At 57.5% G+C, this 15,365-nt stretch carries 16 protein-coding genes; 8 read left to right on the forward strand and 8 right to left on the reverse strand.

Annotated features, from left to right (window positions below):
- Window position 1: 1 nt before the first annotated feature.
- The 3 genes from JUF21_RS00690 to JUF21_RS00700 form a co-directional block, all read right to left on the reverse strand.
- The gene (locus tag JUF21_RS00690) at window positions 2–2,323 is read right to left on the reverse strand and encodes a DNA translocase FtsK (RefSeq protein WP_203662530.1); all 2,322 of its coding nucleotides are present in this window, start codon (window positions 2,321–2,323) and stop codon (window positions 2–4) included.
- Window positions 2,324–2,400: 77 nt separating this feature from the next.
- Entirely contained in the window at window positions 2,401–2,910 is a 510-nt protein-coding gene (locus JUF21_RS00695; protein ID WP_125755042.1) for a tRNA (cytidine(34)-2'-O)-methyltransferase, read from the reverse strand.
- Window positions 2,911–3,130: 220 nt separating this feature from the next.
- Complete coding sequence (locus JUF21_RS00700; protein WP_203623249.1) at window positions 3,131–3,961, reverse strand: methyltransferase domain-containing protein; 831 nt, start codon at window positions 3,959–3,961, stop codon at window positions 3,131–3,133.
- Window positions 3,962–4,031: 70 nt separating this feature from the next.
- Here JUF21_RS00700 and JUF21_RS00705 point away from each other — a divergent pair, with 70 nt between their 5' ends.
- From JUF21_RS00705 to JUF21_RS00730, 6 genes are all read left to right on the forward strand, one after another.
- Window positions 4,032–4,979, forward strand: coding sequence for a magnesium transporter CorA family protein (locus tag JUF21_RS00705; protein ID WP_203662531.1), 948 nt, complete (start codon window positions 4,032–4,034; stop codon window positions 4,977–4,979).
- Window positions 4,980–5,158: 179 nt separating this feature from the next.
- On the forward strand, window positions 5,159–6,136 hold the full coding sequence (locus JUF21_RS00710) for a GMP reductase (RefSeq protein ID WP_203623250.1): 978 nt from the start codon (window positions 5,159–5,161) through the stop codon (window positions 6,134–6,136).
- Window positions 6,137–6,243: 107 nt separating this feature from the next.
- Window positions 6,244–7,278, forward strand: coding sequence for a lactonase family protein (locus JUF21_RS00715; protein ID WP_203623251.1), 1,035 nt, complete (start codon window positions 6,244–6,246; stop codon window positions 7,276–7,278).
- 136 nt (window positions 7,279–7,414) lie between these two features.
- Window positions 7,415–8,236: an undecaprenyl-diphosphate phosphatase gene (locus tag JUF21_RS00720; protein ID WP_203623252.1), complete on the forward strand. Its 822-nt coding sequence runs from the start codon at window positions 7,415–7,417 to the stop codon at window positions 8,234–8,236.
- A gap of 12 nt (window positions 8,237–8,248) precedes the next feature.
- Window positions 8,249–8,887: a copper homeostasis protein CutC gene (locus JUF21_RS00725; protein ID WP_203623267.1), complete on the forward strand. Its 639-nt coding sequence runs from the start codon at window positions 8,249–8,251 to the stop codon at window positions 8,885–8,887.
- 47 nt (window positions 8,888–8,934) lie between these two features.
- On the forward strand, window positions 8,935–9,402 hold the full coding sequence (locus tag JUF21_RS00730; protein ID WP_203623253.1) for a hypothetical protein: 468 nt from the start codon (window positions 8,935–8,937) through the stop codon (window positions 9,400–9,402).
- 55 nt (window positions 9,403–9,457) lie between these two features.
- Here the strand turns inward: JUF21_RS00730 and JUF21_RS00735 are convergent, their stop codons facing one another.
- From JUF21_RS00735 to JUF21_RS00750, 4 genes are read right to left on the reverse strand one after another with little or no spacing between them, the layout of a single operon-like run.
- The gene (locus JUF21_RS00735) at window positions 9,458–10,327 is read right to left on the reverse strand and encodes a DegV family protein (protein ID WP_203623268.1); all 870 of its coding nucleotides are present in this window, start codon (window positions 10,325–10,327) and stop codon (window positions 9,458–9,460) included.
- A gap of 16 nt (window positions 10,328–10,343) precedes the next feature.
- Window positions 10,344–11,243, reverse strand: coding sequence for an RluA family pseudouridine synthase (locus JUF21_RS00740; RefSeq protein ID WP_203623254.1), 900 nt, complete (start codon window positions 11,241–11,243; stop codon window positions 10,344–10,346).
- The gene (locus JUF21_RS00745) at window positions 11,233–12,042 is read right to left on the reverse strand and encodes an NAD kinase (protein ID WP_203623269.1); all 810 of its coding nucleotides are present in this window, start codon (window positions 12,040–12,042) and stop codon (window positions 11,233–11,235) included. The genes JUF21_RS00740 and JUF21_RS00745 overlap by 11 nt, the downstream gene beginning before the upstream one ends.
- Window positions 12,014–12,733, reverse strand: coding sequence for a GTP pyrophosphokinase family protein (locus tag JUF21_RS00750; protein WP_203662532.1), 720 nt, complete (start codon window positions 12,731–12,733; stop codon window positions 12,014–12,016). The genes JUF21_RS00745 and JUF21_RS00750 overlap by 29 nt, the downstream gene beginning before the upstream one ends.
- Window positions 12,734–12,836: 103 nt before the next feature.
- On the opposite strand from JUF21_RS00750, the gene JUF21_RS00755 reads away from it, so the two are divergent.
- Both JUF21_RS00755 and JUF21_RS00760 read left to right on the forward strand, forming a co-directional pair.
- On the forward strand, window positions 12,837–13,430 hold the full coding sequence (locus tag JUF21_RS00755; protein ID WP_203623256.1) for a CYTH domain-containing protein: 594 nt from the start codon (window positions 12,837–12,839) through the stop codon (window positions 13,428–13,430).
- Between the two features lie 115 nt (window positions 13,431–13,545).
- Window positions 13,546–14,157, forward strand: a complete 612-nt coding sequence (locus JUF21_RS00760) for a DsbA family protein (RefSeq protein ID WP_203662533.1) — start codon at window positions 13,546–13,548, stop codon at window positions 14,155–14,157.
- Between the two features lie 68 nt (window positions 14,158–14,225).
- Here the strand turns inward: JUF21_RS00760 and JUF21_RS00765 are convergent, their stop codons facing one another.
- Complete coding sequence (locus tag JUF21_RS00765) at window positions 14,226–15,290, reverse strand: competence protein CoiA (RefSeq protein WP_203662534.1); 1,065 nt, start codon at window positions 15,288–15,290, stop codon at window positions 14,226–14,228.
- Window positions 15,291–15,365: the final 75 nt, after the last annotated feature.

The following is a 15,365-nucleotide window of genomic DNA, read 5'->3' on the forward strand; positions in this document are numbered from 1 at the left end:
CTTAACTCTCCCCTTTTGGCTGATCCGGTTGGATAAAGACCTTCCGCGGCTTGCTGCCTTCGCTCGGGCCAACGACCTGGTTGGCCTCAAGGTCGTCGATCAACCGCGCAGCCCGGTTGTAGCCGATGCGAAAGCGCCGCTGCAGCAGTGACGTTGACGCAGTGTGCTGCTGGATCACAAACGCCTTGGCCTCATCGTACAACTCGTCTTCCGAATCCCCGGCGGCGGCCGCTTCCGGCTCGTCGCTTGGCGTCATGTCCTCAACATACTCCGGTGCCACCTGATCGGTGATCGACTTGACCACCGCTTCAACGTCTTCTGAAGAAATGTAGGCGCCCTGAATCCGCAGCGGCTTGGCCGCATCAATTGGGGCAAACAACATGTCCCCGCGCCCAAGCAGCTTCTCGGCCCCGTTCATGTCCAAAATCGTCCGAGAATCGACGCCGGACGAAACCGCAAAGGCGATGCGCGACGGGAAGTTGGCCTTGATCAGGCCGGTGATCACGTCGACACTTGGCCGCTGCGTCGCGATGATCACATGGATCCCCGCCGCCCGGGCCATCTGGCCCAGCCGCACCAGTGCGGTTTCGACCTCAGTTCCTGCGACCATCATCAAGTCAGACAATTCGTCCACGATCACGACAATCAGCGGCAGCGGCGGCAAATCAGGATCGTCGGCGGTCTTCGCCTTTTGATTGTACTCGCCAATATTGCGCACCCCAGCGGCCGCGAAGCGCTCATACCGGTTCTCCATTTCCTTGACCACTTTATTCAAGGCCGACGGCGCCTTTTTGGCCTCGGTCACAACCGGCGTAAGCAGGTGCGGCACGCCGTCGTAAACGGACAGTTCCACCTTTTTCGGATCGATCAGCATCAAGCGGACCTGGTCCGGCTTGGTCGTCATTAGGATGCTCGTGATGATCACGTTGATCATCACCGATTTCCCTGAGCCGGTTGCCCCGGCGATCAGAAGATGCGGCATCTTGGTCAGGTCGAACGTCTTGACTCGCCCGTCCACGTCCTTGCCCAGGGGAATGACCAGCGGTTTTCCAGGATGCGCTGGCGTTTTCTCCAGCACTTCTCGGAATCCGACCGTGGCCACCTGTTGGTTGGGCACTTCAATGCCGATCAGCGACTTGCCAGGGATTGGGGCCTCGATGCGAATATCCTTCGCCGCGAGCGCCAGCGCCAGATCATCAGACAGGTTCGTGATTTTGGACACTTTCACCCCAGTCGCCGGCTGAATCTCGTACTGTGTGATGCTCGGCCCCAGCGTCGCCTGTTTGACCGTCACGTCAACGCCAAAAGAGCGCAAGGTCTCACTGAGTTTGACTGAGTTCTTCCGAATCTTGGCCGTCTCCGCCGATTGGTCGGTCGCCGGAATCGGCGTCAGCAGGCTCATCGGCGGCATCACGTAATCACCGCTGGCGCCAGTGCTGGTGTCGAGGGGCTGCTCTGCATCTGAAGCCGCCTGTTTATCCTCGGCCAAAAGCTCAGTCTGGGTGGCTTCTGAGTGCGGCACGTTGATTTTAATCTCTTCCTGCCGCTGTGCCACTGGCTTGGGGAGATCTTTACCGGCCGCAGGTTCAGTCTCCGCCACAGAAGGGGCCACAGTACTTCTGACCACAGGCTGATCGGCTGGCGTCTCCGCAGGCTTTGGGGCCCCGCGCTTTGCTGCGCGCTCCTGGTGGCTTTGGTCAAACTGGTTGCGCAACCCGGCAATCGCCTCGCCGAGCTTGGCGGCAAGCCAGTGACCGGCCGCAAATACCTGTGCTGGTTTGACGCCTGCCAGGGCCGCCACCCCGATCACGATGATCAGCCAGAATAAAATCATGGCCCCGATTTCGGCTAGCAGCGGCGCGAAGAGGTTCAACAGTCCCGCACCCAGCAGGCCCCCGCCGACGCGCGACGTCGTGGCTTGCAGGGCAAAGTCGCCCTGAAGCAGCCGCCAGGTCGCCAGGAAAAAGTGGGCGTGCACACTCTGTGCCGCCATCGCGCTGCCCGACAGCACCCCTAAGGCGCCCAGACCAATAAGGCCTCCGCCCCAGCCTAGGCGGGCGGTGGGCCGCAGCGCTTTGCCAGAGACAATCAGCCATGCCCCGTACACCGCGACTATCGCTGCGCCAAGCAGATAGGCATCCCCAATCACCAATCGGAAGCAGTTGGCAAGGAACGTCCCAATGATGCCGAGTCTGAAGAAGGCCAACGCCGCCACAACAAATAACCCGCAGCCAACCCAGTTTAAGGTGTGGTCAACTTTGCGAGTGCGGGGTTTACGTTTGGTTGTTGGTTTTCGCTTGCTGGTTGTCCGCCGCTGCGCCATGAATTGCCTCCTTCGAATCTACGCTTCATTATACACGAGGCTTTCACGAATAGAAAAAACCATGTTAACGCCAAGCGCTACTTCAGCTTGTCATGGGGGTAGACGTGGCTGCGCTCCAGGCCTGCAAAGCTTTGCTGGCGCAGCGCCTCATAGATGACGAGTGCGGCACAGTTGGACAGGTTCAGGGCCCGCACTTTGTCGGTCATGGGGATCCGCACGGCCTTTTCCGGGTTGGCACGCATGAACGGTTCAGGCAGGCCGGTCGTCTCTTTGCCAAACATGAAGTAGTGATCCACACTGGTGTCACTGTAATCGACATCCGAATAGGTCTGCTCAGCGAACTTGGAGACGAGGTACAAATACTGGGGGTCCTTTACGGTCGCCATGAACGCCTCAAGCGAGTCATGGTAAACAATCTTGACTGATGCCCAGTAGTCGAGGCCGGCGCGTTTGAGGTGCTTGTCGTCCACGGCAAAGCCCAGCGGCTTGATCAGGTCCAGCACGCTGTCGGTCGCGGCCGCCGTGCGCGCTATGTTGCCGGTGTTGGCTGGGATCAGCGGTTGATAAAGCACAATGTGATTCGTCATGTCACTTACCTCCACAAAAAAACGCACCACCTCGGTGACTGCACGGCGAGACGGTACGTTAGTTAAGTTTTTCATCGCTAACTTTTATCAATTTCCCAAAAGCAAGCCCTGATAAAAGCCAGAAATAAAAATGCTTAAGAGTAATTTAACACCGATGCCCCACCGGTGCAAGCCCTCTCCAAATATTTAGCGCTTTCAAGATACTTCCCTTAGCGTTTTCTCATCTGAGTTTTGCCTCAAGCAACAGGACGTCGACATGGATGCTGGCCGGCGGAGCCGCCGCCATCGCCGTCCGCTTAGCCGGGTCGGCCTGCCAGGTCAGAGGCGTCATCTTCATGACGTCTTCAAATTGGCTGGGCGAGACCGGGAAATCATAGGTCAACGGCGTTTGGGTCGCGCCTGGATACGCCGCCAGGAACCGGTCGAGGACGGCCTGGTTGCTGTACGCCGCCTTGGCGGTGCCGGCGTACAGCCCCTGCCGGAGCTCGCGCAAGTAACCCGCGGCTGGAATGACCTTGAACAGCCGGCCCTCAGGCCGCAGCACGCGATCGAATTCCTGATACGCGCCTGGCGAGAACAAATCGACCACCGCCGAAAAGCTGCCCGGCAGAAACGGCAGGCGAGCCAGATCCGCCACGCAAAACACCGCGCTGGTCGAAAGGCGGCCGGCCAGCGCAATGGCTGGCGCGGAGATGTCAAAGCCCACCGCCTGCGCACCGCTTTCAGCCAGCCTGGCCGTCGGGGTGCCTTCTCCGCAGCCGACGTCAAGCACCGTGTCTCCGGCGCCCAACTGGCTTTGAATCGCGGCCACAAATGGCGCGAAGAACCCGGCCTGAAGCACGCGCCGCCGCGCCTCAAGCATCGGCGTGTCGTACTCCGTTGCGCTGGGCTTGGCCAGAAAATTCACGGTCCCTTTTTTAGCCAAATCATAACGGTGCCCATTTGCGCACAGCAGACTGGTCTGACTGACCGTCAGTGCTTCACCACACACTGGACAGGCAAACACACCCAGTTTTGCCATCGCCTGCGCTTTTTCCTCGATTTTTCGCATCACGCATCCCTTTCCCGCGAACTCTCACAGTTTTATAGTACACTTAAGAAAAAGGTCTGCGGAGGTCATCATGCTTTCAGTCTACAAATTTGATGATACAAAAGGTGGCTTGAAGCCACAAGCCAAAATCGAACCAGGGGTCTGGATCAACGTCACCGACCCCAGCCAGGACGAGCTGACCACGCTGGAAAAGAAAACGCGGGTCCCTGAGGACTTCCTGCTTTACGGCTTAGACCCTGACGAGGGCGCACGTTACGAATACGACGAGGACGTCGATGTGCACCTGCTGATTTTTGACATGCCCGTGGCCACCTTGGACCCGAAAAAGCGCGTCACCTATAAAACTGTTCCGCTCGCGATCATCCTGACGCCCTCCGCCCTGATCACGATCGACACGCAGCACCAGCCGCTCTTAGCCTTGTTCGCCGAAAACAAAGTGACCGGCTTTGACCCGCGGCGCAAAACTCAGGCCGCACTGCTGATGATGTACCGGGCCACGGCCGCGTATCTCACCTACCTGCGCGATATCAACAAGGCCCGCGAAAGCCTTGAGGCCAAGCTGCAATCCAGCCTGTGCAACGAAGAACTTTACGGGCTCATGGGCATTCAGCGCGGCTTGGTCTATTTCATGATGAGTCTGCGGACCGACCGCAACGTGCTGCAGCAATTGGAACGCACCAATCCCTTGCGATTGGACGACGACGGCGCCGACCTGCTGGACGACATCCTCATTGAAAACCAGCAGGGCATCGAAATGGCTCAGATCTCCAATTCAATTATCAGCGAGACCACGGACACTTATTCCAATATCATCAACAACAACATGAACGGGGTCATGAAATTTCTGACGTCCTACTCGATCATCCTGACCATCCCCACGCTGGTCTTCTCCTTTTATGGGATGAATATGGATCTGCCTTGGGCCGGCATGCATATCTCATGGATCATCACAATCATCATCTCCCTGATCATCTCGGTGCTCATCGGCTTGCAGTTCTGGAAGAACCGATATTTTTGACAGCTGACCCTCGCCGCGGCGAGGGTATTCTTTTGCTCCTCAGCTGAATTGTTCGATACGTTACGAACAATAAAATGTTATTGACAGAAATAATTTGACATTTCCGAACACTTACCGTATATTAGCGCGTGGTGTGGCAAAGGTCACACGAGTTCTCGAGGCGTGAAAGGACGATAAGCATGGAAATTTTTGATTACGAAGACATTCAGCTGATCCCAAACAAATGCGTGGTGCGGTCCCGCAAGGAAGTGGACACTAGCGTTGAATTTGGCGGCCACACATTCAAACTACCAGTGGTGCCGGCCAACATGCAGACCATCATCGATGCGCCACTGGCGAAGTGGCTGGCTGCCAATGGGTACTTCTACGTCATGCACCGCTTCAACCCGGAAACGCGGGCGCAATTTGTCGCTGACATGCACGACGCCGGCCTCTTCGCGTCGATTTCCGTCGGTGTGAAAGACGAGGAGTTTTCCTTCATCAAAGAACTCGCCGGCGCGCAACTGGTACCTGAGTACATCACCATTGACATCGCCCATGGCCACGCTGACATTGTGATGGACATGATCCGCCACATTAAAAAATATCTGCCGGACAGCTTCGTCATTGCCGGCAACGTCGGCACCCCACAAGGCGTCCGCGATTTGGAAAACGCCGGTGCAGACGCCACTAAAGTCGGTATCGGCCCGGGTAAGGTCTGCATCACCAAGCTCAAAACCGGCTTTGGGACCGGCGGCTGGCAACTGGCGGCCCTGCGGTGGTGCGCCAAAGCTGCGCGCAAGCCGATCATCACTGACGGTGGGATCCGCAACAACGGTGACATCGCCAAAAGCATTCGCTTCGGTGCCACCATGTGCATGATCGGCTCCCTGTTTGCCGGCCACAAGGAGACCCCAGGCAAGCACATCGTCAAGGACGGCAAGGAGTACCAGGAGTATTACGGCTCGGCTTCAGAGTATCAAAAAGGGGCTCACCACAACGTTGAAGGCAAGAAGATCCTCCTGCCGGTCAAAGGCTCGATCAAGGACACTTTGATTGAAATGCAAGAAGACCTGCAGTCGGCTGTTTCTTACGCCGGCGGCCGAGACATCGGCGCCTTAAAGGCGGTTGATTACGTCATCGTCAAAAATTCCATTTTCAACGGCGACCAATATTAATCAGCTCACCCAGCAGCCTGCCGGATTCGGCGGGCTGTTGCTGGCTGCATAGCTGTATCCGTTTTCTGGTATAATGACCGAGTACGCATTTACGAGGAGGCAATACATTGAAAGAAACAGTTTTACTTGGTGGTTACACCAAACACGAAGGCCAAGGCGTTTACCGGGCGACCTTCGATTCCGAAACCGGCCGGTTAAGTGAGGCCGAACCTTACATCACCGGTATCGGCTCGCCCACCTACCTGGCCGTCTCCAAAGCCAACGCCGCCTACCTGGTCGACGCCGCGGACGGCAAAGGCGGGCTGGCCGCCTTTGATCTCAATCAAACGCCGCCGCAGCTGCTCAACACCGTCTTAGAGCCCGGGACTAGCCCGGCGCATGTGTCAATTGATGAAAAACGTCAGCTGGTCTTTGCGGCGAACTATCATGAAGGCCGCGTCAACGTTTATAAGATCAACGCCGACCGCACCTTGACCCCGACTGATGTTGCCCGCCACCACGGCCACGGTCCGCTGCCCGAGCAGGACGCCAGCCACGTGCACTTTGCGGCTTTGACGCCGGACGGGCGGCTGGCCGTGATCGACCTGGGCACTGACGAGGTCTACACCTACCCGGTCGACGACGCCGGCAAGCTCGGCACCCCAGCCATTTTGAAGCTGGCCCCGGGCTTTGGCCCTCGCCACCTGGTCTTCCATCATGACAAGCCAATCGCCTATCTGCTGGGCGAACTGTCCAGCCAAATCAGCGTCCTGCAATACGATCCAGCCACTGGCGGGTTCACGCAAGGGCAAACTCAAAAGACCATCCCGGCCGACTGGACCAAGCACAACGGCGCTGCCGCGATCCGCATCAGCTCAGACTCCCGTTTTATCTATGCGACTAACCGCGGGTACAACAGCGTTGTCGTTTACTCAGTCTCTGAGGACGGCCTCGAGCTCACCGAAGTGCAGCAAATTTCGACGGAAGGTGATTTCCCGCGCGATGCGAACCTCGACTTGACCGAAAACTACCTGCTGGCGGTCAACCAGAACACCAGCAACGCCACCCTGTACTCACGTGACAGCGGCTCTGGCAAACTGACGGCAGTCCAAAAGGACATCGTCGCCCCGGAATCGGTCAATGTCGTGTTTCTCAAAGCTTAAGCGCCTGCAGCGTGCCTAGATGGTGCGCTGTTTTTATGCTGGCAATTCAGATTTTACCGAAATTTTGCCTTTTGCGCCTAGTCATCCTTGCCGAGTCCGGTATACTTGACCCATTGGCAACTTTGAGGAGGAAATTATGTTAGATATAGTCAAAGCCGTGATCATTGGCATTGTCGAAGGGCTGACCGAGTTCTTGCCGATCAGTTCCACCGGCCACATCGATCTGGTCGATCAACTGGTCAAAATCAATCAGAGTCCGGCCTTCATGGCGATGTTCGAGTACGTGATCCAGTTCGGTGCGATTCTGGCGGTCGTACTGCTCTACTTCAACAAGCTGAACCCGTGGGCCCCAAGCAAGTCCAAACCCGAGCGCCAGGCCACCTGGACCCTGTGGTTCAAGGTGATCGTCGCGGTCCTGCCATCCGTGATCATTGGCCTGCCGCTGAACGACTTCATGGACGCCCATTTGCACAAGCCAATCGTGGTGGCATCGATGTTGATCCTATACGGGATCTTGTTCATTGTCATTGAGAATTATTTCAAAGACCGCTCGCCCAAAATCACGACCCTGGCAGACATCAGCTTCCAAACCGCGCTGTTCATCGGCCTCTTCCAGGCGTTGTCCATTGTCCCTGGCACCAGTCGCTCCGGCGCGACCATTCTCGGCGCCATCATCTTGGGTACCAGTCGCTACGTCGCCACCGAGTTTTCCTTTTTCCTGGCGATTCCGACCATGGTGGGTGTGTCGATTTTAAAAATCGGCTCGTACCTCATGAAAGGCAACGTCTTCACCGGCGCGCAGTGGGCGATCCTGCTGACGGGCATGGTGGTGTCGTTCCTAGTCGCGATCGTGGCCATCAAGTGGCTGCTTAAGTTTGTTCAGACTCATGACTTCAAGCCGTTTGGCTGGTACCGCATCGCGCTCGGGCTCGTCGTTTTGTTAGTCTTATTCATCTAGGAGGTTCTCATGCTGTTAAAAGAAGCGTGTGTTGAAAACTTCACCGATATTCCGGCCGCCTTGCGCGCCGGTGCCAATCGCATCGAGCTGAACGACAATCTCACCGCCGGCGGCACCACGGTGTCCCGCGGGGTCATGGCGGCGGCCATCTCGTACGTGCACGAGCACGATGCGCGGATTGTCTGCATGATTCGGCCGCGCGGTGGCAATTTCGTTTACACCGACACCGAGCTGAAAATCATGGAAACCGACCTGTTCGCCGCGCAAGAACTCGGCGCGGACGGTGTGGCCTTCGGTGCGTTGACCAAGGCCAATTGGCTGGACGAAGACGCCATGGAAAACTTGATCGGCGCCGCTGGTGGCATGGAAGTGGTCATGCACATGGCGTTCGACGAAATTCCGAAAGCGCGCCAGCAGGAAGCCATTGACTGGCTCTCTGATCATGACGTCACCCGCATCCTGACGCACGGGGGGCCTTTGAGCGTGCCAATCACCCAAACCGTCCCCCACCTGCAGCAGCTGGTCAAAATGGCGGCTGGCAAGCTCGAAATCTTGCCTGGCGGCGGGGTCACGGCAGCCAATGTGGACGAACTGACCGCCGCCATCGGCGTCAAGCAAGCTCACGGCACTAAGGTCGTCACGTTCAAGTAAGTGATCAAGCCTCGAGGCAATCCTCGAGGCTTTTTAGGAGGCAACAGATGAATCCTGAGTTCACGACGATTGCGCTGCGCGTCGGCGGCCTGTCGCGCAAAGCCTTGACCGCGGCACTGACGGCCGCCCACATTGAGCGTGATGACGCGGCACGCACCCTGCTTCAAACCATGCCGGTTTACCCAGGGGAGCGGCCCTACCCGATTCGCCTCGGTTTGATGCGCATGCGCGACCTGGGATTGGGGCAAGGTGCGACCCTGCCGCGCCTGACGCAGGCCGCCCAGCACTACGGGTTGGGACTAGTGCCACTGGCTGCCGCGGTCTACTTGCGCTTACAGTGGCGCACACAAGCCCCCGGCCAGGTCTTTGTGGCCAGCCCCGCGCTCAGCAACTTGGGCCCCCGCGGGTTTGTGCTGGTGAACACCGACTCGCGCTTGCAGCTGCACGGCTTCTATACTGGCGATAACGAGCTGGTTGACCCTGACACCACATTTGCCTTTGAATTAAGCGTCTAAACACAAAACCGGCCGCCTGGCGAGTTCACTGTCAGGCGGTCGGTTTTGTTTGACCTTATTGCCGCTTCTCTGCGCCCATGACAAACGCCGCCACGCAGCCAAACCCGGTGTGACTGGCGATGGTCAGGCCAATGTCCCCCACGGTGACATTAGCTGTTGGCGCCTTAGCCAAGATGTAATCACGCACCTGATTGGCCGCGTCGTAATCGCCAGACGTGGCGATCAGGATCGGTTGCGCGGGATCGCTTGGCAGTGCAGCCAGCATTTTGTCGCCTAAAGTGGCCAAAGAGCGCTTACGGGCGCGGACCTTGCCGTCAACGCGCAACCGCCCCAGGGTGTCCACGTCCATAATTGGCTTGATGTTGAGCAGTGTCCCCAGCGCTGCAGACGTCCGCGACACCCGACCACCATGGTAAAGGTAATCCAGTGAATCAACCGTGAACCATTCCTGCAGGCGCAGCCGATTCGCTTCAAACCATGCCACCAGCTCCGCCAGACTTTTTCCTTCTTTTTGAAGCCTGATTGCCTCAAGCACCATACGGCCCTCGCCCTGCGAAGCCGCAAGCGTGTCCACCAGCTCGATTTGCGCGTCCGGATACTTCTCCAGCACCATGGCCTTGGCCTCAGTGGCCGCCTCAAAAGAGCTGCTCAGTCCGCTGGAAAAGGCGATGTACGCGACCGGCGTGCCGGCCTTGGCGTAGGGGGTGAAGAAATCAACATACTCGCCGACGTTGATGGCGGAAGTAGAAGGCATGACCCCATTTTTGATCTTCTCAAAAAAATCTTTCAGCTCGTATGAGCCGCCCATGTCATCTGTCAGGTCCTGGCCTTCCACGTTGAAGTGAAAGGAAACAAAATCAACATTCGCGTCCTTTAAGGTTTGGCGCGGCAGGTCACAGGCCGAATCGGTCAACAGTTGATACATCATTTCCACATCCTCATTAATTTAGGGCTAGGCCCAACTCATTCTCCAAAGATAACATATCGTTCGGCAGCGGCGCCGTCAACTCAAGTGGCTTTTTTAAAATCGGGTGCCAAAAGTGCAGGTGTGCGCAGTGCAGCGCCTGCCGGTTCAGGCCGGCTGCCGGGCCGCCGTACAGCGTATCGCCAAACAGCGGGTGGCCGATGGCAGCGAAGTGAACCCGAATCTGATGCGTGCGCCCAGTGTGCAGCTGTACCCGGACCAAGCTGGCCCGGCCGTTTTGTACCAGCGTTTCAAATTCTGTCACCGAGCGCTTGCCTGCAGGCGTCACGGCCCGCTTCATGTAAAACTCTTGGCCCTGGCCGATTCGCAGCACCAGCCAGCCGTGCTGTGGTAATTTACCGGCACCAGCGACCAAGGCAAGATATTCTTTCTGCAGGTCATCGGTATGCAGCTGGGCGTCCAGCAGGCTGTGAATTAACCCGCTTTTGGCAAACAACATGAGCCCGCTGGTGTCGCGGTCAAGCCGCGTCACCACGTGAATGGCCGCACTTTCAGCGTGGGTCTTGAGCAGGTACGCTTTGACGCGATTGGCCATGGTGTCCGGACTCTTGCCGACATCCGGAATCGAGGGCACACCGGCGGGCTTGTCGACCACCAGCAGGTACTCATCTTCGTAAACAATCGCCAGCGGTGCAGCATACGGCACCACGGCATCGGCGGCCACTTCCGGCGCGGTTTGCAGGAAGACAACATCGCCCGGGCGCAAAGAAAAAGCGGTGTTGCGTTGTCGTTTGTTCACAAACACAAAACCGCCATGGAACTTCAACTGCTTTAGCTGCGCGAGCGAGAACCCCTGGCGGCGCAAAAAGGTCTGAAGGGACACGCGCGGTCCCTGATAGGTCCATTTAAAGCGCATCCGGCTTTTTCTCCCCGATGAACGCATCCTCGACCCGGTCCCAGAAGTGCATGTGCCGATAGCTGGCAAAGCGGATCTTCTCTGTGGCCACCTTGAACCGAATGGCGGTGATCATCGCCGGCTTAGCAGTGAATTGATCAATTGACATCACGTAATCCTGAAATGGCTCAGGCCGCAGTGAGACCCACTCGTCAGGCGCCAAGATCATTGGCGCCGCCAGCGTGCGAAAGACCCGGTTATTGATCGATGCAATTTCCGTCATTTGAAGCGCCGCCAGCCGCGGGTGGATCACCGCACCACCATTGGACTTGGAATAAGCCGTCGAGCCGGTGGGCGTCGCCACACACAGCCCATCCCCGCGAAAACTCTCAAAGAAGTTTTCCTTCACGTAAACGTCCGTGCGCATGGTGCCGCTGGTCCCCTTCAGTGTGGCCTCATTTAGCGCCAGAAAATGCGCAGTGGTCCCGTCCTCGTAGTCGACCAGCACGTCCAGCAACGGGTAGCTGGTGCTTTCCCCTGAGTCCCGCTTCAAGGCGGCGATGAGGTCGTCGGTTTCATAGTCGCGCCAGTCCGTGTAAAAGCCCAGGTGGCCAGTGTGGACCCCGATGAACCGCACCTGGTCCAACACATCGGCGTACCGGTGGAACGCCGAAAGCAGCGTCCCGTCCCCGCCAATCGTGATCACGACTTCAGGATGCGGCACGTCGACTTCAAAATTGTCCTGCTTAAGCCCGCGGATCAGCTTTTGCCGGGCCGCTTGAGAACTCGCGTTACTGTTTGCTTGGATCGCGATGCGCATCGTCATTCATCCCTTGCTTACTATCGCCCTGGCCTGGGTGATCAAGATCATCCAAGCGCCGCGGCATATTTTGCCCTTTACCGTAAGAAAACAGACGCTGGGCTTCCTGAATTTCCTCACGGATCTCGGACATTTCGTTATCAAGCAGCGCCGAGGCCTTGGCCGCCCGCTTCAAACGTTCCTTCAAGGCGTCCGGAAACTCGCCTTGGTACTTGTAGTTCAGCGAGTGTTCGATCGTGGCCCAGAAGTTCATGGCCATCGTGCGGATCTGAATCTCAGCAAGCAACTTCTTTTCGCCTTCCACCATTTGGACCGGATACTCAATGACCACGTGGTAACTGCGATACCCGGACGGCTTGACGTTGGTCACGTAGTCGCGCTCCTCAACCACTTTCATGTCCGTGCGCTGGTGGATCAGGTCGACCACTTCGTAAATGTCTTCGGCGAACTGGCACTGGATCCTAAGCCCTGCAATGTCCTGCATGTCCTGTTCCAGCAGCGTATCGGAAATGTACCGGCGCGACTGCTTTTCAATGATCGAGTCGACCGGCTTGACCCGGCCGGTGACGATCTCGATTGGTGAATGGCGGCTTTCTTGCAGGAATTGGCTGCGCATTCCGCGAAATTTGATTTTGAGTTCCTTCACTGCCTGTTCGTATGGCATCAAAAACGTTTCCCAGTCGCGCTGCATGCTCAAGCCTCCACATCTGATTCTGCTTCATTTTACCATAAAAGCAGTGCGGGCCACCCACCGGCCGGAAGAGTAGCTGTATACTATTAGCGAGGTGAATTGTATGAGTATCCAATCCGAGCAAGAGTTCAAAACCCTGATCACGGCTGATGAGGCCGCTGCCATGCAGGCCGCACTGACTTTTGCCCCAGCATTCGGCCAGGCCAACACGTACTACGACACGGCTGACTATCGCCTGCAAAAGGCATCACTGGGACTGCGCATCCGGCTGTTCAACACCCGGGCAGAGGAAACCCTGAAGCTGCCCAAGGGGCCTGACCGCCTGCTGGAAGAAATGACAGACCCGCTGACGGTGAGCGAAGCGCGCCAGCTGATTCGCGCCAACAGCATCGCGACCCACGGCCAGATTCGCGAATACCTGGCCAGCCAGCAGATCGAGCCGGCCAGCCTGCAACAATTTGCAGCGGCGACCACCTGGCGACACCTGCTCGACACCCCGGCAGGCAAATTGACGCTGGACGAGACCCACTACCCAAACGGCAAGCGCGATTGGGAACTCGAGTTGGAATACCACGACGAGCCAGCCGCCAAGGCGTACTGGTCGCAGCTTGTAAGCGAGTTTAATATCCGCGTTCAGCCGGTTCAAAACAAGGTGCAGCGCGCCTATGCAAATGTGAATATTTCACAAGCTGATTAATTGTCTTTAATAAGATTTCTGGTAAGGTAAGGATAAACAACAGGCCCACTTAACTGTCCAAAAGGTTGTCAAAACCTTAACCGCTTGCTTATTAGCCTATACTGGAGGAAATGCATTGCTAGAACTTTTCTTGTTCATCAATCCCATTGGCACCCGCTGCCGCGAAGCGGAGCTGGTCGTTCAGCGGCTCGCCCAGGAACTGAAACAAAAAGTCAGCCTGCGCTTTGTCCCGCTGGTCAATTTCACCGTCATCGACCAGTACATGGCCGAGGCGCACCTGGACCCGCACAACCTGCCACTGCGCAATCAGCTCTTCGACACCGCCTACCAGTTGGCGGTCGACTACAAAGCGGCGCAGTTTCAGGGTAATGAGAAAGCCCGCAAGTTGCTGATCATGGAGCAGAGTCACATGACGATTCCGGTTGCGCCGTACGACAAAGAAACAGCCTATGAGTGCCTTAAAGCTGTTGGTTTTGACCTGGCGGCGTTTGCCGAAGACCGCCGCCGCGAGGAAATGCACCACTGCCTGGCCTCAGATCAGGCCATCGCCGTGGAAATGGGCATCACCAAGCTGCCCGCCGTCGTCATCATGAACAGTGCCAGTCCCAATCCAGGACTGCGCCTAGGCAACTTAAAATCTTACGAACGCTTCAAATCATTGGTGCAAACCATTATCACGCAGCCGGATCTACAGCCCTCCAAGGACTTGCTCCACGTCTTGCAGTAATAACCAAACGGCCAGGCTGCAGCCTGGCCGTTTTTGTGTCTTCACCGCTGCACGGGATACGTATCGCACTAACCCTGCCTCGCCTGACCGAGGGCTTGCAACTTCTCGTCGATGGTCTGATACCACTGAGGGACCCGAAGCCACTGCCAGCCGGCCGCGGTTTCCTGAAGCAACCCGGCCTGGGTCAGCACCTCAAGCCACTGGCGCCTGATTGCGCTTTGCAACTGTCCTTCAGGCAGTTGCGGCGCCCGCACACTCGAATACTGCCTCCAAAAAGCGGCCTCGGCGGCTTTTTTAATCGGCTGAGCCTGAAAAGTCAGCAGCCAAGCCGCCCGCATGGCCCACTCCGGCGCATCGAGTCCGGGCAGATGCCGCAGCTGCATGTGGATCAGCCAGGGCGCGCCGGCTAGATTGCGCCCCTGTGCGCTCGCCTGCGCTTGCAGCTTCATCACAGCAGGCGCGCGGTGCACCAAGGCCAGCTGAAGCGCCTTGGCCCGACTGGCGAGTGACTCAATGTATTCCCGGCGCCGCGTCTGAGGCGGCAGCCCTTGACGGTACTGGGTTTCAACAATGGCCGGGCCGGTCAGTTGCAGGCGCGTCAGCACCTTAGCCTGAGGATCCAGCTGCCAAAGATGAAAACCCAGGGCCTTTGAACACTGCAAAAAGCGGGCCTGTTTGGCCCCTGGCCAACGGGTGATGTAGGCTGGGCCGGCGATCCAGATAACTTCAAGTCCCAGCGATTGATAGCCTACCGTCCGCACTTGCAGACGTTCAGGGCTGATCCCGCTGCACTGGAATTCGAGGATCCGGGGGCGACCGTGGTGCTGCCACACCACATCGGCGCGCTGCTGAATTGGCGGGTAGTAGGTTTCCAGCGCAACCGCGTCGCCCAGTTGCTCGCCAAACTTGGCCAGCCACCATTTGCCGGCCAAGTGAGTTTCACTTTCCGGCTCACTTGACGCGCTGCAGGCGTTGTCCTTATGGGCAAAATGCGCGATCAGTTGCGCCCCGTTTTTGATCCGCAGCTCACCCTTGCAGGCCGGACAGCGAAATGATTGACCAAAAAGCCGCCGCGCCTGGTCGTGGCTTCTCAGTGTCACCAGCTCGTCGGCCTGATTCAATGCGACTAACATGGCCTCACCTCCAGTCAAAGATTACGCGGCAAGCCGCAATTGACCGCGTGCACACCCCAAAAACACATCCACGCG

This window comes from Lacticaseibacillus sp. 53-4, from assembly GCF_016861805.1.
Classification (GTDB): domain Bacteria; phylum Bacillota; class Bacilli; order Lactobacillales; family Lactobacillaceae; genus Lacticaseibacillus.

Bases quoted from the DNA above. Each gene is read 5' to 3' on its own strand.
- JUF21_RS00710 (WP_203623250.1), top strand. From the start codon at position 5,159: ATGGAAATTTTTGATTACGAAGACATTCAGCTGATCCCAAACAAATGC.
- JUF21_RS00765 (WP_203662534.1), bottom strand. From the start codon at position 15,290: ATGTTAGTCGCATTGAATCAGGCCGACGAGCTGGTGACACTGAGAAGC.
- JUF21_RS00705 (WP_203662531.1), top strand. From the start codon at position 4,032: ATGCTTTCAGTCTACAAATTTGATGATACAAAAGGTGGCTTGAAGCCA.
- JUF21_RS00745 (WP_203623269.1), bottom strand. From the start codon at position 12,042: ATGCGCATCGCGATCCAAGCAAACAGTAACGCGAGTTCTCAAGCGGCC.
- JUF21_RS00700 (WP_203623249.1), bottom strand. From the start codon at position 3,961: ATGCGAAAAATCGAGGAAAAAGCGCAGGCGATGGCAAAACTGGGTGTG.
- JUF21_RS00755 (WP_203623256.1), top strand. From the start codon at position 12,837: ATGAGTATCCAATCCGAGCAAGAGTTCAAAACCCTGATCACGGCTGAT.
- JUF21_RS00695 (WP_125755042.1), bottom strand. From the start codon at position 2,910: ATGACGAATCACATTGTGCTTTATCAACCGCTGATCCCAGCCAACACC.
- JUF21_RS00740 (WP_203623254.1), bottom strand. From the start codon at position 11,243: ATGCGCTTTAAATGGACCTATCAGGGACCGCGCGTGTCCCTTCAGACC.
- JUF21_RS00730 (WP_203623253.1), top strand. From the start codon at position 8,935: ATGAATCCTGAGTTCACGACGATTGCGCTGCGCGTCGGCGGCCTGTCG.
- JUF21_RS00735 (WP_203623268.1), bottom strand. From the start codon at position 10,327: ATGTATCAACTGTTGACCGATTCGGCCTGTGACCTGCCGCGCCAAACC.
- JUF21_RS00720 (WP_203623252.1), top strand. From the start codon at position 7,415: ATGTTAGATATAGTCAAAGCCGTGATCATTGGCATTGTCGAAGGGCTG.
- JUF21_RS00690 (WP_203662530.1), bottom strand. From the start codon at position 2,323: ATGGCGCAGCGGCGGACAACCAGCAAGCGAAAACCAACAACCAAACGT.
- JUF21_RS00750 (WP_203662532.1), bottom strand. From the start codon at position 12,733: ATGCAGCGCGACTGGGAAACGTTTTTGATGCCATACGAACAGGCAGTG.